This is a genomic window from Halomarina litorea, assembly GCF_024227715.1.
Lineage (GTDB): Archaea > Halobacteriota > Halobacteria > Halobacteriales > Haloarculaceae > Halomarina > Halomarina litorea.
Window position 1 is genome coordinate 1,422,519 of sequence record NZ_CP100448.1, and the last position, 21,292, is coordinate 1,443,810.

Annotated in this window: 24 protein-coding genes; 14 read left to right on the forward strand and 10 right to left on the reverse strand. The window is 68.4% G+C overall.

The features are described from left to right. Positions 1-45: 45 nt before the first annotated feature. The 4 genes from NKG96_RS07760 to fen are packed head-to-tail and all read left to right on the forward strand — an operon-like array spanning position 46 to position 3,126. Positions 46-636, forward strand: a complete 591-nt coding sequence (locus tag NKG96_RS07760; protein WP_254537960.1) for a GNAT family N-acetyltransferase — start codon at positions 46-48, stop codon at positions 634-636. A 24-nt stretch (positions 637-660) separates the two neighbouring features. Then, positions 661-1,722 (forward strand): zinc-dependent alcohol dehydrogenase family protein, encoded by a 1,062-nt coding sequence (locus NKG96_RS07765; RefSeq protein WP_254537961.1) that lies wholly within the window; start codon positions 661-663, stop codon positions 1,720-1,722. 51 nt (positions 1,723-1,773) lie between these two features. Next, positions 1,774-2,094 carry a quaternary ammonium compound efflux SMR transporter SugE gene (sugE, locus tag NKG96_RS07770; protein ID WP_254537962.1) on the forward strand — a complete coding sequence of 107 codons (321 nt, stop codon included), beginning with the start codon at positions 1,774-1,776 and terminating at the stop codon, positions 2,092-2,094. Positions 2,095-2,151: 57 nt separating this feature from the next. Continuing rightward, positions 2,152-3,126, forward strand: a complete 975-nt coding sequence (gene fen / locus NKG96_RS07775) for a flap endonuclease-1 (RefSeq protein ID WP_254537963.1) — start codon at positions 2,152-2,154, stop codon at positions 3,124-3,126. Here the strand turns inward: fen and NKG96_RS07780 are convergent, their stop codons facing one another. Continuing rightward, entirely contained in the window at positions 3,127-3,294 is a 168-nt protein-coding gene (locus NKG96_RS07780) for a hypothetical protein (RefSeq protein ID WP_254537964.1), read from the reverse strand. Between the two features lie 146 nt (positions 3,295-3,440). Here NKG96_RS07780 and NKG96_RS07785 point away from each other — a divergent pair, with 146 nt between their 5' ends. Together NKG96_RS07785 and NKG96_RS07790 are read left to right on the forward strand one after the other, a co-directional pair. Then, positions 3,441-3,710: a dodecin family protein gene (locus tag NKG96_RS07785; RefSeq protein WP_254537965.1), complete on the forward strand. Its 270-nt coding sequence runs from the start codon at positions 3,441-3,443 to the stop codon at positions 3,708-3,710. Positions 3,711-3,792: 82 nt separating this feature from the next. Next, a complete protein-coding gene (locus tag NKG96_RS07790) occupies positions 3,793-4,047 on the forward strand; it encodes a BolA family protein (protein WP_254537966.1) in 255 nt (84 codons plus the stop codon). 153 nt (positions 4,048-4,200) lie between these two features. On the opposite strand, the gene NKG96_RS07795 is transcribed toward NKG96_RS07790, so the two are convergent. From NKG96_RS07795 to NKG96_RS07810, 4 genes are all read right to left on the reverse strand, one after another. Next, positions 4,201-5,298, reverse strand: coding sequence for a DUF7973 family transport facilitator (locus NKG96_RS07795; protein ID WP_254537967.1), 1,098 nt, complete (start codon positions 5,296-5,298; stop codon positions 4,201-4,203). A 1-nt stretch (position 5,299) separates the two neighbouring features. Then, positions 5,300-6,835: a glycerol kinase GlpK gene (glpK, locus tag NKG96_RS07800; protein ID WP_254537968.1), complete on the reverse strand. Its 1,536-nt coding sequence runs from the start codon at positions 6,833-6,835 to the stop codon at positions 5,300-5,302. A 133-nt stretch (positions 6,836-6,968) separates the two neighbouring features. Further along, positions 6,969-7,592, reverse strand: coding sequence for a transcriptional regulator GfcR (gene gfcR / locus NKG96_RS07805; RefSeq protein ID WP_254537969.1), 624 nt, complete (start codon positions 7,590-7,592; stop codon positions 6,969-6,971). Further along, positions 7,589-8,662, reverse strand: coding sequence for a glucose 1-dehydrogenase (locus tag NKG96_RS07810; protein WP_254537970.1), 1,074 nt, complete (start codon positions 8,660-8,662; stop codon positions 7,589-7,591). The genes gfcR and NKG96_RS07810 overlap by 4 nt, the downstream gene beginning before the upstream one ends. A gap of 96 nt (positions 8,663-8,758) precedes the next feature. Between NKG96_RS07810 and NKG96_RS07815 the strand changes: the two genes are divergently transcribed. Then, positions 8,759-9,670, forward strand: a complete 912-nt coding sequence (locus tag NKG96_RS07815; protein ID WP_254537971.1) for a dihydrodipicolinate synthase family protein — start codon at positions 8,759-8,761, stop codon at positions 9,668-9,670. Positions 9,671-9,682: 12 nt separating this feature from the next. Here NKG96_RS07815 and NKG96_RS07820 read toward each other — a convergent pair whose 3' ends face one another. From NKG96_RS07820 to NKG96_RS07830, 3 genes are read right to left on the reverse strand one after another with little or no spacing between them, the layout of a single operon-like run. After that, entirely contained in the window at positions 9,683-10,783 is a 1,101-nt protein-coding gene (locus NKG96_RS07820) for a DUF5305 domain-containing protein (RefSeq protein WP_254537972.1), read from the reverse strand. A 47-nt stretch (positions 10,784-10,830) separates the two neighbouring features. Next, on the reverse strand, positions 10,831-12,000 hold the full coding sequence (locus NKG96_RS07825; protein WP_254537973.1) for a signal peptidase I: 1,170 nt from the start codon (positions 11,998-12,000) through the stop codon (positions 10,831-10,833). A 36-nt stretch (positions 12,001-12,036) separates the two neighbouring features. Next, positions 12,037-12,552, reverse strand: coding sequence for a DUF1102 domain-containing protein (locus tag NKG96_RS07830; RefSeq protein ID WP_254537974.1), 516 nt, complete (start codon positions 12,550-12,552; stop codon positions 12,037-12,039). A 317-nt stretch (positions 12,553-12,869) separates the two neighbouring features. On the opposite strand from NKG96_RS07830, the gene NKG96_RS07835 reads away from it, so the two are divergent. From NKG96_RS07835 to NKG96_RS07850, 4 genes are all read left to right on the forward strand, one after another. After that, complete coding sequence (locus NKG96_RS07835; protein ID WP_254537975.1) at positions 12,870-13,460, forward strand: DUF7344 domain-containing protein; 591 nt, start codon at positions 12,870-12,872, stop codon at positions 13,458-13,460. Then, positions 13,457-14,059: a hypothetical protein gene (locus NKG96_RS07840; protein WP_254537976.1), complete on the forward strand. Its 603-nt coding sequence runs from the start codon at positions 13,457-13,459 to the stop codon at positions 14,057-14,059. The genes NKG96_RS07835 and NKG96_RS07840 overlap by 4 nt, the downstream gene beginning before the upstream one ends. 40 nt (positions 14,060-14,099) lie before the next feature. Continuing rightward, positions 14,100-15,335 (forward strand): mandelate racemase/muconate lactonizing enzyme family protein, encoded by a 1,236-nt coding sequence (locus tag NKG96_RS07845; RefSeq protein ID WP_254537977.1) that lies wholly within the window; start codon positions 14,100-14,102, stop codon positions 15,333-15,335. A 253-nt stretch (positions 15,336-15,588) separates the two neighbouring features. Then, complete coding sequence (locus tag NKG96_RS07850; protein WP_254537978.1) at positions 15,589-16,056, forward strand: DUF7344 domain-containing protein; 468 nt, start codon at positions 15,589-15,591, stop codon at positions 16,054-16,056. 10 nt (positions 16,057-16,066) lie between these two features. Here NKG96_RS07850 and NKG96_RS07855 read toward each other — a convergent pair whose 3' ends face one another. Beyond that, positions 16,067-17,014 carry a sugar kinase gene (locus tag NKG96_RS07855; RefSeq protein ID WP_254537979.1) on the reverse strand — a complete coding sequence of 316 codons (948 nt, stop codon included), beginning with the start codon at positions 17,012-17,014 and terminating at the stop codon, positions 16,067-16,069. 72 nt (positions 17,015-17,086) lie between these two features. Between NKG96_RS07855 and trmB the strand changes: the two genes are divergently transcribed. Beyond that, complete coding sequence (gene trmB / locus NKG96_RS07860) at positions 17,087-18,133, forward strand: HTH-type sugar sensing transcriptional regulator TrmB (protein ID WP_254537980.1); 1,047 nt, start codon at positions 17,087-17,089, stop codon at positions 18,131-18,133. After that, positions 18,130-19,353, forward strand: a complete 1,224-nt coding sequence (locus tag NKG96_RS07865) for an HAD family hydrolase (RefSeq protein WP_254537981.1) — start codon at positions 18,130-18,132, stop codon at positions 19,351-19,353. The genes trmB and NKG96_RS07865 overlap by 4 nt, the downstream gene beginning before the upstream one ends. 31 nt (positions 19,354-19,384) lie before the next feature. On the opposite strand, the gene NKG96_RS07870 is transcribed toward NKG96_RS07865, so the two are convergent. Then, positions 19,385-19,708, reverse strand: coding sequence for a MoaD/ThiS family protein (locus NKG96_RS07870; RefSeq protein WP_254537982.1), 324 nt, complete (start codon positions 19,706-19,708; stop codon positions 19,385-19,387). Between the two features lie 117 nt (positions 19,709-19,825). Between NKG96_RS07870 and NKG96_RS07875 the strand changes: the two genes are divergently transcribed. Continuing rightward, on the forward strand, positions 19,826-21,244 hold the full coding sequence (locus tag NKG96_RS07875; protein WP_254537983.1) for a class II fumarate hydratase: 1,419 nt from the start codon (positions 19,826-19,828) through the stop codon (positions 21,242-21,244). Positions 21,245-21,292 lie beyond the last annotated feature (48 nt).

Sequence of the window (21,292 nt, forward strand, 5' to 3'; positions counted from 1 at the left end):
GTTCGCGTCCCGAGCCTACATCCCCCCGCGGGGCGAACGCCCCCCGTGCGCTTCGAACTGCTCGGCTGGCCCGACGACGGGGTGACGCTCCGACTGGACCACGAGCGGTTCGCCTACGCGGGGAAGTTCGTCATGTCCTCAACGGGGAAGGCCGTCGCCGTCGAAGGCGACACCGTTTCCGCGTTCCCGGACGCCCGGGAGGGGTACGCCGAAGGGGTCCTCGCGGCCGTCGCGTTCAACGAGGACCGGACCGACCCCGACACCCTCTGGCTCCGGTACGTCACCGTCCGGGCCGACCGGCGCGGCGAGGGTATCGGCTCACGATTCGTCGCGTTCGTCACCCGCCGCGCCCACGAGGCGGGCTACGAACGGGTCCGCATCGCCGTCAACAACCCCTACTCCTACGAGGCACTCTCGAAGGCGGGCTTCGGCTTTTCGGGCCGCGAGACGGGTATCGCAGAACTCGTCATGGAGCACCCGAGCGACGGGGCGAGGTACCGGGAGGGCCTCGCCCGCTTCGCCGACCGGGACCTCTCCCCCGAGGAGAAACGGTTCGTCGCCGAACGCACCGAACGCGGTCCCCCGCCGCGCCCCGGGGACGACTCGCCCCCCGACGGGGACCGCCGGGGGAGTTAACCCCCCGCCGCGTCACCTCGCCACATGCGCGCGGCAGTCCTGCGGGAGTACGGCGAACCGCTCTCGGTCGAGTCGGTCCCCGCCCCCGCCCCCGACCCGGACGGCGTCGTCGTCGAGGTGGAGGCGTGTGGCATCTGCCGGAGCGACTGGCACGCCTGGCAGGGCCACGGCGAGTGGGCCGACGACCGGGTGCCACTGGGACAGATCCTCGGACACGAACCCGCCGGCCGGGTCGTCGAGGTGGGCGAACGCGTCGAGACACTCGCGCCCGACGACCGGGTGGTCGTCCCGTTCAACCTCGGCGACGGCACCTGCCACCAGTGTCAGAACGGCCACGGCAACGTCTGTTCGGACGGGAACGCACTCGGCTTCGAGGCGAGCGTCCCCGGCGCGTTCGCCGAACGGGTCCACGTCCCGAACGCCGAGTTCAACGCCACGCGCCTGCCGGACGGCGTCTCGACCACCGAGGCCGCCGCCCTCGGCTGTCGGTACGTCACGGCGTTCCACGCCCTCTCCCACCGGGCGCGCGTGGCGGGCGGCGACTGGGTCGCCGTCCACAGTTGCGGCGGCCTCGGCCTCTCCGCCGTCCAGATTGCGAGCGCCCTCGGCGCGAGCGTCGTCGCCGTCGACATCCGCGAGGGTCCTCTGGGGATGGCCGCGGACCTCGGGGCGAAGGCGACCGTTCTCGCCGAGGAGGGCACCGACGTGCCCGGCGAGGTGCGCTCGATTACCGACGGCGGCGCGCACGTCTCGATGGACGCCCTCGGGCGCGCGGAGACGTGTCGCAACAGCGTCGAGTGTCTCCGGACGCGCGGGACCCACCTGCAGGTCGGCCTGACGACGGACGCCGAACGCGGCGAAGTGTCGCTCCCCACCGACTCGATGACCCGGTGGGACGTCTCCTTCCTCGGGTCGCGCGGGATGCCGCCCTCGCGCTACGACGAACTCCTGCGCATGATGGCTGCCGGCACCCTCGACCCCGCCGCACTCGTCACCCGGGAGGTGGGACTCGAGGACGTCTCCGACCGCCTCGCCGCGATGTCCGATTACGACACGCGGGGGGTCGAGGTCGTCACCGAGTTCTGAGCGGTCGCCCCGGACCGGCGGGCTTTCGGCCCTCCCGTACGGACCCCGCCTATGAACCACGCGTGGGGCACGCTCGTCGTCGCGGGACTGTTCGAGGTGGGGTGGGCGCTCGGCCTCGGCTACTCCGAGGGCTTCTCGAAGTTCTGGCCGAGCGTCGGCACCGTCGCGGCCCTCGCCGTGAGCATGGCCCTGCTGGCGAAGGCGACGCGGACGCTCCCCGTCGGCACCGCCTACGCCGTCTGGACGGGTATCGGGGCGGTGGGGACCGCCGTCGGTGGTATCGTCCTGTTCGGCGAACCCCGCTCCGTCCTCCGGGTCGGTTGCATCCTCCTCGTCGTCGCGGGCATCGCGGGGCTGAAACTGACCGCCTGAGTCGCGGGGGCAGCGAGGGTCGGGAGGTTCAAGCGACGGCGCCGACTACCACCGTCAATGGGAAACGCAGACCTCCGGCAGTTGGCGGTCCTCCGCGAGGTGTCCTTCGACGACCTCTCCGGGACCGTCGCCGTCGACGCGCACAACTGGCTCTACCGCTACCTCACGACCACCGTCCGGTTCACGTCGAGTCACAAGTACACCCACGACGGCGAGGAGGTGGCGAACCTCATCGGCGTCGTCCAGGGGCTCCCCAAGTTCTTCGAGCACGACCTCTCGCCGGTGTTCGTCTTCGACGGCGGCGTCACCGAACTGAAGGACGCGGAGGTGAGCGACCGGCAGGCCCAGCGCGAACGCTACGAGGAACAACTGGAGGAGGCCCGCGAGGGGGGTGACGCCGCCGAGATAGCGACGCTCGAGTCCCGGACCCAGCGGCTCACGCCCACGATTCTGGAGACCACGCGTGAACTCCTCTCGTTGCTCGACGTGCCCGTCATCGAGGCACCGGCCGAGGGGGAGGCGCAGGCGTCGTACATGGCCCGGAAGGGGGCGGTCGACTACGTCGGCAGCGAGGACTACGACACGCTCCTCCTCGGTGCGCCGCTCACTCTCCGGCAACTGACGAGCAAGGGCGACCCGGAACTGATGGACTTCGAGGCCACCCTCGACGAACACGACCTGACGTGGGAGCAACTGGTGGACGTGGGCATCCTCTGTGGGACGGACTTCAACGAGGGGGTGTCGGGCATCGGCCCCAAGACGGCCGTGAAACTGGTCCGCGAACACGGCGACCTGTGGGGCGTCCTCGAGGCGCGCGACGTCTACGTGGAGAACGCCGACCGCATCCGCGAGCTGTTTCTCCACCCGGCGACGACCGACGACTACGACTTCGACCCGGACCTCGACCCGGACGTCGACGCCGCGCGCACCTACGTCTGCGAGGAGTGGGGTGTTCCCGAAGGAGAGGTCGACCGCGGCTTCGAGCGCATCGAGGAGTCCGTCACGCAGACGGGTCTCGACGACTGGCTCTGACTACGAGGGGTCACACACCTCGTCTTCGACCTCGAACGTCGCGCTCAGGAGGCGCGGCGAGTGACCCTCCCACTCCTCGAGGAACGCCTCGATGTCCTCGACGGTGAGTTCTCCGCCCGCTCGCTCGGGTCCGTCGGCCTCCAGCGTGAACTTCCGTTGATATGCCATGACGTAACAGTGGTAAGGGCTGACGGGGTTAAACCTTGCTACGTGTGGAACGTTCGTGTAAAACTTGCCAGGGCCAGGACCGCGTGGTCCGGTATCAGATGGTGACTGCTAACGAGATAAACACTCGCGTCGTATGACACTCGGCTATGACCGCCGTAAAAATCATCGAACTGCTCGGTACCTCGGAGAAGTCCTGGGAAGACGCCGCGAAGAACGCCCTCGGCGACGCCGCCTACACCATCGAGGACATCCACGGCATCGAGGTGACGGACATGACCGCCGACGTGGTCGACGGCGACATCGTCCAGTACAAGACCACCTGCCGCATCGCGTTCCCGGTCCACGAACACGCCGAGCCGATGCGCGAGGGCATCGCCTCCCGCGTCAAGAAGAGCGCGTCGAAAGTTCGCCGCTGAACGTCGACCGACTGTCTCGTTTTCCGCGTCCGCGGCTCTCCGAAACCCGTCGCTTATTCCCGTCGCTCACCGATGCCCGACCATGACACCCGAGGAAGTCGAGCGGCTCATCGAGGACGGTATCGCAGACTGCGAGGCGGACGTCTTCCGCCCGCGGAACCCCGACGACGACACGCACCTCGCGGCCGTCGTCGTCTCACCCGCCTTCGAGGGGCAGTCGCTCGTCCAGCAACACCAACTCGTCTACGACGCCCTCGGCGACCACATGACCCGCGACATCCACGCGCTGGAACTGAAGACGTTCACGCCGGAGGAGTACGCCGAGCGCGCGGAGTAGCCGTTCGACGGGCCACCTCGTCGGGCCACTATTCGCGGACGCCCGACACGCGACCACGGCTGTCCGGTCGCATCGCGAACGTGGGTCGCGCGAGGCGAGAAGACGAACGGGGCGGAAGTCCGACGGCCGCGCCGGGGCCGTTCCCGACCTGGATCAGGCGCCGAGGACCGGGACGTAGGAGTGTCCCGGGAATATCCCGACGAGATAGCAGACGGCGATGAGGAACGACCCGAAGACGATGGCCGCGGCGGGCGGGTCCCAGTGGGTGTCGCCGTGCGCGTAGAAGATACGCTGGAACAGTTCGCCGAACAGGGCGGCGAGACACCCGAACAGGCCGCCGACGAGGACGGCGAGGAGCAGTCCGCCCGAGACGAGGCCCGTCCCCTCTGCGGTCACCGCGACGGCGGCCGCACTGCTCACCAGCGAGATGTGGTGGGTGACGGGTATCTGCTCGACGCCGCAGTTCAGGAAGACGAGGCTCGCCGCGCTGATGCCGAACGCGAGGAACGTACTCCCCGTCTGGATGGCGATGAACGCCCCGAGGATGCCGACGACGACGCCGATGGTCGCGACGTTCGCCCACTCGTACTGGTGGGGGAGCCACGGTTCGACCATGAACCGGCCCCGCGCCTCGCCGCCGTCGGCCGTCGGGTCGTCTCGGCGGGTGGCCGCGTCGCCGATGACGCGTCGCTGTTCGCGCGCGAAGGGACTCATGTCGAGGATACTCGCTCCGCGGACCTTCCCGATGAGCGGGTAGCCGAAGGCGACGCGGGCGATGCCCGCCGACAGCACGACGCCCATCGCGATGGAGTCGTACGGCAGGGCGAACGTCCCCGAGAGGACGGTCAGCCAGTAGCCGAGGACGCCGAAGACGCCGCCGACCGCCAGCACGTCGGGTTTCGTCCCGAGGGCGAAGGCGATGTTCTTCGCCTCGTGGTAGTCGAAACCGGTGTCCATGTACCCCCGTCGGGAGGCGTAGGCCGCGGCGGCCACGCCCCCGGCGAAACTGATGGCCGGCGAGAACACCGGCCCGAACGCGACGGCGCTGGTGATGCCCGTCGTGCCGACCGCCTCCGGGTCCACGCCGCCCGCCTCCCCGACCGCCCGGGTGGCGACGTTCGCGGCCTCGCCCGCGATGACGGCGAACCCGGTGAAGATGAACGCCGGGAGCGCACCGAGTGCCGCGCCGAACGCCCCGCCGGCGAACGCCGCGATGAGCATCTCGAGCGCCCAGAGGTCCTCCAGCGCCATCTCACTCCTCCTCCCGCGCCCAGTCCTTCGAGCGCTCGACGGCCTCGCTCCAGCGTCCGTAGCGCCGTTCGAGGTCGGCGTCGGCGTCGGGCGTGAACTCGCGGTCGACCTGCCAGTTGTCGCGGAGTTCGTCGACCGTCTCCCAGTAGCCGACGGCGAGGCCGGCGGCGTACGCGGCACCGAGCGCCGTCGTCTCGTCGACGACGGGCCGGACGATGTCGGTGCCGACGATGTCCGCCTGCAACTGACAGAGGAAGTTGTTCTTGACCGCGCCGCCGTCGACCCGGAGGCTGGTGAGTTCGATGCCGCTGTCGTCGCGCATCGCCTCGGCCACGTCACGCGTCTGGAAGGCGATGGCTTCCAGGGTGGCCCGGACGAGGTGGCCCTTGCGCGTCCCCCGGGTCAGGCCGACGACGGTCCCGCGTGCGCGCTGGTCCCAGTGGGGCGCGCCGAGACCGGTGAACGCCGGGACGAAGTAGACGCCGTCGGTGGAGTCCACCCCGCGTGCGAGGTTCTCCGTCTCGGCGGCGTTCCCGATGAGGTCGATGTCCTCCAGCCACTCGATCGCGGCCCCGGTGATGAAGATGGACCCCTCCAGCGCGTACTGGACGGGTTCGCCCGAGCGCTGGAAGCCGACCGTCGTCAACAGCCCGTGGTCGCTCTCGACGGCCTCGTTACCCGTGTTGAGCAGGAAGAACGAGCCCGTCCCGTAGGTGTTCTTCGCGTCGCCGGCGTCGAAACACGTCTGGCCGAACAGCGCGGCCTGCTGGTCGCCGAGCGCTCCCGCGACGGGAACCCTCTCCCCGAGGAACCCCTCGGGGTCGGTGTAGCCGTAGTAGTCCGCGTCGCTCGACGGGCGGACCTCGGGGAGACAGGCGCGGGGCACGTCGAACTCCTCGAGGAGGTCGTCGTCCCACGACATGTCGTGGATGTCGAACAGCATCGTCCGCGAGGCGTTCGTGACGTCGGTGATGTGGTTGCCCGTCAGGTTGTAGGTCAGCCACGAGTCGATGGTGCCGAAGAGCACCTCGCCCTCCTCGGCGCGCTCCCGGACGTCCGCCGGGCGCGCCCGCTGGAGTTTGATGGGGTCGGCGTTGTCCAGCAGCCACTCGGCCTTCGTCGCCGAGAAGTAGGCGTCCGGCTGGAGGCCCGTCTTCGCGCGCACCTCCTCGTCTTTCCCCTCCGCCTGCAGCCGCTCGATGCGGTCGGTCGTCCGTCGGTCCTGCCAGACGATGGCGTTGTGGACCGGACGACCCGTGTCGGCGTCCCAGAGCAGGGTGGTCTCGCGCTGGTTGGTGATGCCGATGGCCGCGAGCTGGGAGGGGCCGATATCGGCCTTCGAGAGGCCCCGCTGGATGACCTCGGTGGTGTTCTCCCAGATTTCGGCCGGGTCGTGTTCGACCCAGCCGGGTTCGGGGTAGATCTGTTCGTGGGTCTCGTAGGCGTTGGCGACCACGCGACCGCCGTGGTCGAACACCATGAACCGCGTCCCGGTCGTTCCCTGGTCGACCGCTCCGACGTACGTGTCTTCTGACATATGTGCACCTCGCTCCGTCCGGTGGCGGTCACTGGGCCGCCGCCGTGGAACGTCTGAACAACCATGAGGGAACTGTTAAGCGTTTTCACGCCCTCGGGTCGAAGACAGTATTCAGCTGGGACTGGTTAGTGGTCTACTCGCTCGTGCCGACGCGGATGACCTGGATGAGCGAGTGGACCGGGACGCCCTCCACCTCGTCGACGCCGCGCTTGTCCACGAGGACGACGCAAGCGACGGGGTTGCCGCCGTGTTCGCGGACGGCCCGGACCGTCTCCGCGAGGGTGGTTCCGCTGGTGACGGTGTCGTCCACGACGTAGCAGTCGCGTCCCTCGATGGGCGCGAAGTTCCGCGAGAAGCTCCCGCCCCGGTCGTCGAGTTCGCCCTCCTCCCACTGGTGTTTCGCGGGCGTGTACGTCGCGAGGTCCGTCGCCAGTTCGCGCCCCACCGTCGTCGCGAGGGGGACGCCGGCCTTCTCGATGCCGACGGTGACGTCCACCTCGCCGTTGGCATCGCGCAGGAGGTCGGCCATCGCCTTGCCGACGTGTTCGAGGCGGTCGCCGCCGCTCCCGACGGCCGACCAGTCGACGTGGATGTCGTCCGGTTCGCTCGCCGTCCGGGTGGTCGTCGTGTTCCCGCGCTCGACGAGCCAGCGGGCCGTCTCCCGGGAGACGTTCAGTTCGTCGGCTATCTCGCCCTTCGACAGGCCGCGCTCTGCCAGTGCCGATGCGTTCTCGATGAGGTCGTCGACGTTCTTCATATAGTGCTGAATTCGACCGCCGTCTTGATAGTACGTTCGTCGCCGTCCGCGAAGGCCCCCCCCGCCTCCTCGGGGGCGACCACGTCCGTCAGGACGGCCTCCGGGACCCACTCCGGGAGGCCCTGCAGGGTCTCGACGGCCGTCTCGAAGTGCCCGCGCCCGGAGTTGACCGTCCCGACCAGCGCCCGGTTCCCGAGGACGAGGTCGCGGTGGAACTGCCCGCCGTCGACCTCGAAGGTCCACGGTTCGGGGACGCCGACCAGCGCGCCGACCCCGCCCGGCGCGAGGGCCGACACCGTCTCGACGGCGTGCCGGGCGTAGCCCGTCGCCTCGTAGACGAGGTCCATCGGTTCGTACCGGTCGGGGATGTCGGGGACCGGCGTCGTCCGCGAGTCGACGTACGTCGCGCCCAGTCGCTCGATGAAGTCGATGGTCGGGTCGGGCCGGTCGCGCCGCCCCAGACAGTAGGCCCGTTCGACGTCGTCGCGTCCGACGAGCATCGCGAGGGTGAGCAGGCCGAGCGATCCGTTGCCGAGGACGAGCGTCCGTTCGGGAGTCCACTCGAAGGCCGACCGCGAGGCGAAGGCGTGTTCGAGTGCCTTCTCACTCACGCTGAGCGGTTCGACGAGCAACCCCCACTCGGCGAGGTGGCGGGGCACCGGCACGAGGTACTCGGCGGGGCTGGTGACGTAGTCGGCCATGAAGCCGTCGGCGCCGTCGATGCCGCGTTCGACGTACATCCCCTCCGGTGCCATGTCGGGTTCGCCCCGCTCGAAGAACTCGTTCGTGCCCCCCGCCGGGGGCCGCCTGACCGTCGGCGCGACCACCTGCCCTTCCCGCAGATCGGTCCCGTTCGGGTCCTCGACGACGCCCACCGCCTCGTGGCCGAGGACGATGGCGTCCGCCCCTTCGGGGAGCGACCCGTGGTTCCCGGCGACGACCTCGTGGTCCGTCCCGTCGATACCCACCCGGAGAACCCGGACGAGGGCCTCGCCCGCCGCCGGTTCCGGGCGCGGTCGCTCGACGAGTTCCGGCGGCGTTCCGTCCCCCCGCGCGACGAGTGCTTGCATGACTGTGTCTCCCTTGATGGAAATACTTATTCTATACCGAGTTAAAACTTCCGTAGCGGGCGACGGACTTTCACGCCCGCGCTCCTGTCATCCACCATGCCATCGAACGCGCCACCACCGGGAGCGGACGACCCTCTCGACCTGCACGGCGTCGTCCCGCCGACGGTAACGGCCTTCCACGCGGACGAATCGCTCGACGCCGAGACGACCGCCGCTCACGCCCGGTTCGTCGTGGACCGCGGCGCCCACGGGGTGTTCCCCCTGGGGACCAACGGCGAGTTCGCCCTCCTCACGGCCGAGGAACGCGCGCGGGTCGTCGGGGCCGTCGCGGACGAGGTGTCAGAGGTGCCCGTCATCGCGGGCGTCGGCGCGCCGAGCACCCACGAGACGGTCGAACACGCCCGACGCGCCGCGGACGCTGGCACGGACGGCCTCGTCGTCGTCACGCCGTTCTACTACCCGCTGGACGACGCGGGCGCGGTCGAACACTACCGCCGGGTCGCGGGGAGCGTGGACCTCCCGGTGTACGTCTACCACATCCCGTCCAAGACGGGCAACCACCTCTCGCTGGACGCGATGCGCGACATCGCCGCCATCGACGGCGTGGCGGGGTTGAAGGACTCCAGCAAGGACGTCCCGTGGCTGGGACAGGCGGTCGCCGACTGCGAGGGCCTGACCTTCCTCTCGGGGTCGGACTCGTTGCTCGTCCCCGGACTCGACCTCGGCTGTTCGGGGGTGATCAGCGCCGTCGCCAACGCCTTCCCGGAACTCGTCGTCGACCTCTACGAGGCGTACGACGCGGGCGACGAGCACCGCGCCCGCGCCCTCCAGCGCGAGGTGTACGCCGTCCGTCGCGCGCTCAAGCGCGGCCCGTACATGGCCGGCGTCAAGGCCGCCCTCTCGCTTCGCGGGTTCGACGCCGGCCCCCTCAGGAGCCCCCTCCGCGGGATGGACGACGCGGACAGGAACGACCTCGAATCGGACCTGCGGGACCGCGACCTGCTCTGACCCCGAGGCGGCTCAGTCCTCGCCTCGCTCGCCCGCTCGTTTCTCCGCGCCGGTCGTCGGTGGTTCGTAGACGTACAGCAGGTCGTCGTGGACGACGTAGTAGGCGTCGCCGTCGGGGTCCTCCACGACGCCGCTGTCGGTGTCGATGGCGAAGTCCACGAGGTCGGCGAGCGAGTCGGCCTCCGCCCGCGGCCGGTCGAGCACCGTCTCGGGCAGGCGGATGCGAGTGATCCACTCGTCGAACTCCGCCCGGTCGCCCGCGTAGCCCAGTCGCTCCCGCTCCTCCGCGGACAGCCCGAACTCGTCGTCGCGCGCCGTGACCGCGACGGTACCGAGCAGGAGCAGCGAGGCGAGGAGGAATGCGGGGCCACCGAAGCGCTCCACGGGACCCGGTTCGTTCGGGACGACGACGGTGCGCTCGTCGGCGAAGCGCTCGCTCGCCGACCCGTTCCCCGCGATACGGTAGGCCGTTCCCAGTTCCAGCGGGAGGTCCCGGACGACGGTCCGATCGACCTGCTCGCCGTTGACCGTCCCCTCCACGTCGATGCGCGCGCGGACGACGGCCTCCACCTGCCCGACGGTCCCACCGAGGTCCTCGGTGATGAGTTCGGTCCGGTTCTGCGCGGCGCTGACGTTCACGGAGAACGGGACGGCGACGCGCTCGCCCGGCGAGAGGCCCGCGACCTGCGTCCCGCCCAGTGGCTCCGTGCGCCGCCAGTACACCGTCGTGTTCCCGCCGCGTTCGCGGTCGACGGACTGGAGGACGAGGACCGTCCGCACGTCCGCCGAGAGGCTCCCGGAGTCGCTGGCCCCGTAGGTGTACGCGAAACTCCCGTTCAGCACCGGCGCGATGGCCGTGAAGTACGCCGACTGGTTGTGGAGCGTCGTCCCCACCTCGTACAATCGGTTCGGCTCGGTAACCGTCGCGTGGTGGTCGAAGGCCGTCCGCTCGGTCCACGTGCTCTCCACCAGCGTCTCCTCGTGCGTGCCGGGGGTCGCGTACCCGGTGTACGTCAGCCACCCCCCCAGTAACCCGAGGACGACGAGCGCCACGACGACCACCGGCAGGTACGCCTCGACGTACCGCTGCGCCCGCAGTGTCCAGTCCGACATGTCTGTTCGACTGTTCGTCATAGCGAGGTTAGTTAATGGCCGATTTCTCAGCCGAGCAACCTGTCGAGGCGGCGCGAGAACTTCGACAGCGTGGACCCCGTCTCGCGCGAGCGCTCGCGCACGCGACCCGACGGGGCAAACGGGAGCGTCAGCGCGAGGAACGCGCCCGCGAGTAGCGCGTCGATGACGACGATCGGTGCCCACGGGTGAAATTCGTAGAGGGCGTCGATGACGCCGCCCGGCAGGACGGCGAGGTAGCGGTGTTCGACCACGTACCGACGGTAGTAGCCCGTCTCGTCGGGCGCGGAGAGCGTCACGTCCGTCGTCGTCTCCTCGCCGCCCGCGAGGTGGAGTCGCTGGTCGGAGACGGCGACGCCCTCGCTGGCCGGTTCGACGTACACCTGCGCCGGGAGGAGGCCGCCGTTGCCGACGACGTACTCGTGGGTCTTCGACTCACCAACGGGGATGACGTCCGGGCGCTCGGACTCGAACTCCGCGCTCACGACGCCGTACTCCTGCGTCCCGCCGGGAGCGACCATCGCGGTGGTCGCCCCGACGACGATGAGGAGGGCGAACCCGACGAGGACGAGGCGCATCGGGACGCCCGTGTCGCGTTTCGTAGAGCGTGTGCGCCGTCTCACGGAGCCTTCGCGGTACCAGTCGACGACGTAGAACAGCCCCGCGAACGCGAAGAGGAGGTAGCCCAGTCCCTGCGCCCCGAGGAGCGAACGGGTGCCGAACAGGGAGGCGAGGGAGGTCTGGACCGTGGTGAGGACGCCCCGGATGCCCTCAACTGCGGTGCCGAGGTGCGGGATGACGACGACCTGTCCGTTTATCTGGAGAGCTTTGGCGACGATTTGGGCGTCCTTGACTGGTGGTTCGCTTTCCCCGTCTTGGTCAGTAAACGGGTTGGCGTCGCCCTGAGTGATATACCCCCTGGGTGTATCTCTCACGATTCTGTGGGTCACCAAACCGCCGTCGTGCAACTCTTCAGCGTCGTATGTAATTACGTCACCTGCCTCGGGGCTTCCCGCGAGAGCTATCGGTGCGGCAATGAATCCATCACCTTGATTCAACGTGGGTTCCATACTACCCGACTCGACAAATCCGATCAGGAACAGTTGTCCTGACGCCTGCACGAGAAGTAAGACTACGAGGAGTATTGCCACTCCTCCGACAGACTTGGACAAGAAATGAGGTAGTATCCGATCGCTCATCGAATGATAAACAAGTTGTTCTTGAGTGGGATACGACTACGGGTACTGTGATTCGTCCGCTGCAATCGTTATCTCGTTGGGGACGTCCGAGTACGAATTCTCTTGAAGAAGGAACGCAATAGTCACACCCACGCTTTCGCCGGGACCAACCGGAACCGCATCACCTGACGACTCCATCGTCGGGTAGGAGCTATTTTGTTCCTCAAAGAATTCCACCGCGGAGCTGCCTCCATCGTCGATCCAGAATCCCATCCCCGTGCCACCTCTGTTCCGAATCTCGAAGACTCCGTCAATCCGCGAATCCGCGTTTTTGTTGAGGCCCTCTCCACCAACGTTAGAATCCTGATTGAAGTTCAACTGGAGCGTCCCATTCGCAGATTCACTAGCATAGGGGCTCGTCGAAACCAGCTGAATGAACGCGTTACTGTCGTTCGCTGTCGAAACATTCATCGACCGCTCTGCTCGGAAGTAGTTGACCGCACCAGTCCCTGTTGCAGCTGCCCCCGCGGCAGCGAGCGATCCTGCACCGAGTAGGAATTTTCGCCGTTGCATCGTTGGTCTCACACGCACCGTCCGTGGCGCGCTTACCCAACCCGAGGACACATACCCGATTAGGAATATAGAGCCTCGGTAACTCAATAGAAATCCACCAGTTCTCGCAAACGCACCCTGTGGGGTCGTATAGACACCCTCGAACGCCCGTAATCGGAGATTTATTCCGGGCACCGACGGTTTACCTTCCTTAACAATTGCATTTTCGACAGATAATTTCGCGTCAGATGCTCTGTATCACCTGATTTCCCGTGATAGAGACCCATACTTAAGTCTGACCATTCACCTCAAACACACGAGTTACGGGGGTATTCAGGATGAGCAACGCGACGGCACGACTCGAACCCGACGAGGAGACACAGGAGGCAGAACTGACCGAAGCAGAGGTCTTCGACGTGTTGAGTAACCAGCGCAGGCGCTTCACCTACCACTACCTGAAGCAGGCGGACTCGCCGGTGGTGGACCTGCGGCAGGTGGTCGACCACGTCGCGGCCTGGGAGTGCGAGAAGGAGGTGCGCGAACTCACGTCCGCCGAGCGCAACCGCGTCTCGACGGCGCTCCACCAGTTCCACCTGCCGAAGATGGACGACTGCGGGTTCGTGGAGTACGACCAGCAACGGGGGCACGTCGAACTGTCCGACCCCGCGACGGAACTGGAGGTGTACCTCGACGTGGTCCCCGGCCCGGACGTGCCGTGGAGCCGGTACTACATCGGGCTCGCGGGGGTGAACGCCGTCGTCCTCGCGGGCGTCCTCGTGGACGTGGCACCCTTCTCCCTCCTGCCGCCGACGTCGTGGCTCGTCTTCCTCGTGGCCTCGCTCGTCGTCTCGGCGGCGGCGCACACCTACCTCACGCGCAGGATGCGCCTCGGGTCGGCCGACGACCCGCCGGGGCGGGTGGAGCGATGAGCTTTCGCCTCCGACACCTCCTGCTCGTCTGCGCGGCGGTCTGTCTCGTCGTCGGCACCGGCGCCTTCTCCGCGGCGTCCGTCGACCGGGGCGTCTCGGTCAGCGTCGTCGAGGACGAGGACGCCTACCTCGGACTGGAGATTCCCGACGAACTGCAGGTGGCGAGCGCGCGTCCCGGACAGGGCGGCGAATCTAGTGCCGGACCGCCCTTCGGGACCGATGCGGACACGCCGAACGAGGGGGAGGACCCGGGTGCGGGGACCGCCGCGCGGACGACCGGGACGGCCGCTGGGGTCGCCGAGCCACCGGGCCAGCGAGAGCGGACCGTCGTCTTGCTCCACGTAACCAACCGGTTCCGGACGCCCGTGGACGTGACCGTCGAACTCGACGCCGGGCCCGGGATGCCGCGAGTCGGCCCCGATACGCAGACGGTCGGCCTCGCGGTCGGGGAACGGGCCCCGGTGGATGTGTCGGTCACCTGTCCGGCGGATCGCCCCTCCGAGGTCCTCACGCTCTCCATCACTGCTGTCGGTACCGACGGCGGTGACGGCGTCTCCGTCACGGCGACTCGTCAGGTCACCGTCTCCTGCGTCCGGTAGCCCCAGAAAGTTTTACTCCCGTTCGAGTAAGAGTTGCCACATGGCCCGGGACTACGCCTCGCTACACGACCCGAACGCGGAGTACACCATGCGGGACCTCTCCTCGGAGACGATGGGGCTCTCGAACTCGCGGGGCTCCCGCGACGTCGAGATCACCGACGTCCAGACCTGCATGGTCGACGGCAACTTCCCGTGGACGCTCGTGCGCGTCTACACCGACGCGGGCGTCGTCGGCACCGGCGAGGCCTACTGGGGGGCGGGCGTCCCGGAACTCGTCGAACGGATGAAGCCGTTCGTCGTCGGGGAGAACCCCCTCGATATCGACCGCCTGTTCGAACACCTCGTCCAGAAGATGTCCGGCGAGGGGGCCGTCGGCGGCGTCACCGTCACCGCCATCTCGGGCATCGAAATCGCGCTCCACGACCTCGCAGGGAAACTGCTCGACGTCCCTGCCTACCAGTTGCTCGGGGGCAAGTACCGCGACGAGGTCCGGGTGTACTGCGACTGTCACACCGCGGACGAGGCCGACCCGGAGGCCTGCGCGGACGAGGCCGAACGCGTCGTCGAGGAACTGGGCTACGACGCGCTGAAGTTCGACCTCGACGTGCCCTCGGGCCACGAGAAAGACCGCGCGAACCGCCACCTGCGCGGCGGCGAGGTCCGGCACAAGGCCCGCATCGTCGAGGCCGTCACAGAGCGGGTCAAGGACCGCGCCGACGTCGCCTTCGACTGCCACTGGACCTACTCGCCCAACAGCGCCGACCGCTTGGCGAAGGCCATCGAGGAGTTCGACGTCTGGTGGCTGGAAGACCCCGTCCCCCCCGAGAACCACGACGTCCAGCGGACGGTCACGAAGGGGACGACGACGCCCATTACCGCCGGGGAGAACGTCTACCGCAAGCACGGCCACCGTCGCCTCCTCGAAGAGCAGGCGGTCGACATCGTCGCCCCCGACATGCCGAAGGTCGGCGGGATGCGCGAGACGCGCAAGATTGCGGACCTCGCGGACACCTACTACGTCCCCGTCGCCATGCACAACGTCTCCTCGCCCGTAGCGACGATGGCGAGCGCCCACGTCGGCGCGGCGATCCCCAACGCCCTCGCCGTCGAGTACCACTCCTACGAACTCGGCTGGTGGTCGGACCTCGTCGAGGAGGCGGTCATCGAGGACGGGCGCATCGAGGTTCCCGAGCGCCCCGGCCTCGGGATCACCCTCGACATGGACGTCGTCGCGGACCACCTCGTCGACGGTGAGGAGTTGTTTGACGAAGCGTAAGCTTCGTCGAGCTAACGGAGCTCTGCTCCGCCCCGTTCGATTCGACGTAGTTGAATCGCGTCAGCGAACCGTCGATTCGCACCCCGGCCCACCTGGCGAGACAGTTTCGTCGGCGCAACGATGGGCGGAAACCGCTGTACCCTTCGTTTCACACTGGCAACAACATCTTTATTCTAGAACAGTCGTGAACGGTCTGGAGTCGGTGTAAACGGTACCACCCATTTACCCTCCCGATCCCCGTCGGTGCACTCGAATGAGTTCCGAGCGAGAGCAGACGGATGGGTCGACGGGAACCGCACCGGACGTGGCGGACGGCGAGGCACCCGCCCGGGTCACTCGCGACGACGCGTACCACATCCTGCAGAACGAGCGCCGTCGTCGGGCGCTCGCGTTCCTCGCCGAGCGCGACTGGCTGGTGAACGTAGGGGTCGTCGCCGAGCACATCGCCGCCATCGAGAACGACGTCGACGTGGACGAACTGACCGCCCAGCAACGGAAGCGCGTCTACATCTCGCTGTACCAGGCGCACCTGCCGAAACTCGACGAACACGGCATCGTCGACTACGACCAGTCGCGCGGCACCGTCGAACCCCTCCCCCTCCTGCGGGCGTTCGAACCGTACCTCGTGGAGGAGGACCTCGTCGCCCCGACCGCGTCCGAGCGACTCCTCGGGGGCGTCTCCGGCCTCGTCGGGATCGTCGGCGCGGCCTTCGGTCGCTGATTCCGCCGGTTCAGCGCGCTACCCGCTCCGTGTCGGCCGCGAACCGCTCCAGGTCCGCGCGGGTCGGGAGCCCCTCGATGTCGCCCGCGACGGTGGTGGCGAGCGCACCGCAGGCGGCCGCCCGCTTTGCCGCGTCGAGGGGTTCGAGGCCGTCCAGTCGTCCCGAGAGGTAGCCCGCGACGAAGCCGTCGCCCGCGCCGACGGTGTCGACGACGCGTTCGACGGGCACGGCGGGGACCCGTTCGGCGACGTCCGCCGTCGCGACGTACGCGCCCTCCCCGCCGAGGGTGACGACCACCTCGCTCGCCTCCCGGTCGCGAAAGCCCGCCGCGATCTCCGCGGGGTCGGTCGTCCCCAGCAACACTTTCCCCTCTTCGACGCCGGGGAAGACGACGTCAGCGCGTTCGGCGAGGGGGAGGAGCGTCTCGCGCATCGCGTCCTCGTCCCACAGTTTGAACCGGAGATTCGGGTCGAACGACACCCGGGTGCCCTGCTCGCGGGCGAGGGCGGCCGCCTCGAAACAGAGGTCGCGACAGGACGCAGAGAGAGCGGGCGTGATGCCCGTCAGGTGGAGGAACTCGCTCTCACCCACCACGCTCGCGGGGACGTCCTCGGGGTCGAGGCGACTCGCCGCCGACCCGTCGCGGTAGTAGAACACGCGGCTCTCGCCCACCTCGCGGCGCTCCTTGAACATCAGCCCCGTCGGCGCGTCGGGGTCGAAGGCCACCTCGGTCGTGACGCCCTCCCCGCGGACGGTGTCGCGGACGTACCGGCCGTGTGGGTCCTCGCCCACCCTGCTGACCCACGTCGCGTCGTGGCCGAGTCGCGCGAGGCCGATGGCGACGTTGCTCTCCGCCCCGCCGATGCGCTTCGAGAACCGGTCCGCGTACCGCAGCGGACCCGTCTCGGTGGGGTTCATCAGCACCATCGTCTCGCCGACAGTGAGTACGTCAGTCATGGTACGCGATTCCGAAGAGTGTGCAACTCGCTTACCAGTAAATATTTCGGGTGGCGATGACAAGCGCTGGCAATGACCGCGGACGACCTGCGAGACTCTCTGGAGGCGATGGGCGACCGCTTCGACTTCGGCGAGTACGAGATCGAGGCGTACCTGGCGGTGCTCGAACACGGCGAACTCACCGCGAGCGACATCGCGGACCACACGGACATCCCTCAGCCCCGGGTGTACGATACGGTCCGCAAACTGAGCGACCGCGGGGTCGTGGAGGTCCGCGAGTCGCGTCCGATGCGCGTCGTCGCCCTCGACCCCGCCGAGGTGTTCCCCTCGGTCCAGCGCTCGCTGGAGGAGATGGTCGAGGAACTGGCCGCCCGCTACACCGCCCCGACGCGGGAGACGGAGGCCGTCTCGCTCGTCAAGTCGCGCCCGAGCGTCGTCCGCTACCTCGATGCGGTCATCGAGAGCGCGGAGTACGAACTCGTCTGCTCGCTCACGCCCGAACTGCTCGACCGCTTCGAGGACCACCTCCGCGAGGCCGTCGAGGCGGACGTGACCGTCGAACTCATCGTCACGCCCGCGCGCGACGCCCCCACGACCGACGCCTTCGACTACGCGGGGGTCGCCACCGAGTCCCGCGTCCGCCGGGGCATCACGACGCCGGTGATGGCCGTCGCGGACGGCGAGCGCTCGGTGTACGCCACGCAGGACGCCCTCACCGACACCGCCGAGCGATACGGCGTCATCTTCAACCGGTCTGCGCTCGGGTTCCTCGTCGGCGGCTTCTTCAACACGGTGCTGTGGACGACGGCCGAACCGCTGGTGTCGAACCGGGACCCGCGCCCGTTCCCCCGCCGGTACGCCTCCATCCGCCGGTGTCTGAAGGACGTCCGCGAGGTCGAGGAGGACCTCTACGCCACCATCGAGGGGCGCGACGTGGAGACGGGCGAACGACGCACGGTCACCGGGCGCATCGTCGACGTGGAGATGCTCGATACCAGTGAAATAGCGACGATGGCGCTCGAAACCGACACGGGACGGGTCACCGTCGGCGGGCGGGTGGCCGCACTGGAGGACGTGGAGGCCCACGAGATCGTGGTGGACGCGAGGACCGACCGATGAACCGCTACGACCGCCTGTACGAACTGTACGACGGCTTCGACGCCACCACCCTGCGGGAGTACCAGAGCTTCGTCGACCTCTTTCCCGCCCTCGGGTCGCGTGTCGCCCTCGACCACTGGCGGCGCGCGAGCGACGAACTCGACCGGCGCAAGGACGATATCCGGGAAGCGTTCCCCGCGGGAGAGACGTTCGCGGCCATCGCCGCCCACGCCACCCGCGAGGAGTCGTTCACCGCCCTCGACCTCTGTACGAAGTACGGCCGAGCGGTGAACGTCCTCGTCCTCGACGTGGACGAGACGCTCCGGTCGGCGGGGCGCACCGACAACGAGATTCCCCGCGAGACGCTCCACCTCCTGACGGAACTCCACGAGGAGGGGATGCCCATCGTCATCTGCACCGGCCAGACGCTGGAGAACGTCAAGGGGTTCATCACGCAGGGACTGGGCAACGAACTCGTCCACTCGGGGACGTTCTCCATCGTCTACGAGGCGGGCAACGGCGTGTTCACGCCCGGCCACGGCACCGACACGAAGCGCCTGCTCTACGAGACGCTGGGCGAGGACGTCCGCGACGTGTTCGACGAGGTGCGCTCGCGCGCCCTGCGCGACGCTCCCGAGTCGGTCCGGCGAGGCTGTCACCTGCAGGGCAACGAGTTCAACGTCACCCTGAAGCCCAACTTCCAGACCGGGAGCGCGGAGGCCGTCGACGTCATCGACGAGGGGATGATCCACCTCATCGACCTCGTGGGTGAGGCCGTCGCAGACGGGTCGCCCGAGACCGCTCGCGCGTTCTACGCCGCCGCCGACCCGGAACTCCGCGAGGTACTGGAGCGCGCGGGCGAGGTCCCCGACACCGACACCGAGGACGTGGCCAGCGACGTGGTCGCGACCTACGAGCGCATCGACGTGGGCTACTACGAGGGCGACGCTGCCGAGGTGGGAAGCCTCGAACTCGACAAGGTCGCGGGCGTGGAGGGTGCCCTCGACGTCCTCGGCGTCGACGACCCGTTCGCCCTCGTCATGGGCGACTCGAAGAGCGACCTGCGGGTCATGGAGTGGGCCGAGGAGAACGACTGCGGTGTCGCGGCGGCCCCGGACCACGCCTCGGAGGTGGTCCTCGAACACGTCCTCGGCACCGACGAACTGGTCTTCGACCGGGACGACGCGGCCTCGATGCTCCGCATCGTCTACGCGCTGGACCGACTCGTGGACCTCGAATAGGAACGACCCGTTCTCGCCGCCGGTTCGCGGTTCAGCAGATGAACTCGATTCTGACCCGGTCGCCGTGGGCGAGCGTCGAGTCCGCGCCGACCCGTTCGACGGACCCCTGGGTCCGTCGGGTCGCGACCGTGCCCTGCCGCAGTCGGCTCCCCTTGAGGAGCGCCGGGCGCACCTGCGCGCCGTGTTCGGCCGCCAGTTCCTCGACCGCGTCCGCGACCGTCGCCCCCGTCGGGAGCGCGAGTTGCGCCCGTCGGAGACCGGCGCGTGCCACCAGCGTCCCCGCGAGTTCGACGCGAACGCCGATGCGCTCTCCGACCTCGGGGCCCGTGTCACTGCGAGTCGTTCCCGTGCTCATGGGTACTCCTACGCCTACGAGGTGAAAAAGTTTACTCGAGATCGAAAGAACATCTCCTCGGGGTGGGGCGAGGGGGAGTCGGTGGGTTTTACGCTGGCCCGGCCTGTCTCCCGAGATATGAGCGACGACACCAGCGAGTACCGAACGGAGCGCGACAGCCTCGGCGAGATGCAGGTGCCCGCGGACGCCTACTGGGGGGCACAGACTCAGCGCGCGGTCGAGAACTTCCCCATCTCGGGCATCGGCTTCTCGCGGCGGTTCGTCCGCGCGCTCGGCGTCGTGAAGAAGTCCGCGGCACGGGCGAACGCCGACCTCGGCCACCTCGACGCCGAACAGGCCGACGCCATCGTCGAGGCGGCCGACGAGGTCATCGCGGGGGACCACGACGACCAGTTCCCCGTCGACGTGTTCCAGACCGGGTCGGGCACCTCCTCGAACATGAACGCCAACGAGGTCATCGCCAACCGCGCCGCCGAGATTATGGGTGCCGAAATCGGCGACCGGGTCGTCCACCCCAACGACCACGTCAACTTCGGACAGTCCTCGAACGACGTCATCCCCACCGCGATGCACGTCTCCGCCCTCGAAGCCGTCGCGAAGGACCTCGTCCCCGCCCTCGAATCCCTGCGCGACGACCTCGAAGCGAAGGAGGCGGAGTTCGCCGACATCGTCAAGACCGGCCGCACGCACCTGCAGGACGCCACGCCCGTCACCCTCGGACAGGAGTTCGGCGGCTACCGCGCGCAGGTCGAGAAGGGTATCGAGCGCGTCGAGAACACGGAGGACCACCTCGCGGAACTCGCCCTCGGCGGCACCGCCGTCGGAACGGGTCTGAACACCGACCCCGAGTTCCCCGCCCTCGCCGCGGAGTACATCGCCGAGGAGACCGGCCTCCCGTTCCGCGAGGCGGACAACCACTTCGAGGCGCAGGCCGCCCACGACGCCATGAGCGAGGCCCACGGCGCCCTCCGCGTCGTCGCCGGGTCGATGAACAAGGTCGCCAACGACCTCCGTCTGCTCGCCTCGGGGCCGCGAAACGGTCTCTGTGAGATCGACCAGCCCGAGAACCAGCCGGGGTCCTCGATCATGCCCGGGAAGATCAACCCCGTCGTCGCCGAGGCCGTCAACCAGGTCCACAAGCAGGTCGTCGGCAACGACGCCGCCGTCAGCGCCGGTGCCGCGGAGGGACAGATCGACCTCAACCTCTACAAGCCCGTCCTCGCACACAACTTCCTCGAGTCGGCGAACCTGCTGGCCAACTCCGCCGAGGTGTTCGGCGAGCGATTCGTCGCCAAACTGGAGGCCGACCGCGAGACCTGCGAGGAACAGGTCGAGCGCTCGATGGCCCTCGCGACGGCGCTCAACCCCGCCATCGGCTACGACAAGGCCAGCGAGGTGGCGAAGACGGCGCTCAAGGAGGACAAGACCGTCCGCGAGGTGGCAATCGAGAAGGGCTATCTGACCGAGAGCGAGGCCGACGAGGTCCTCGACCCCATGGCGATGACGACGCCCGGCATCCTCGGCGACGAGGAGTGAGGAGGTATCGGGTCCGACCGGACCGACACGACAGACACGGCCCACGCG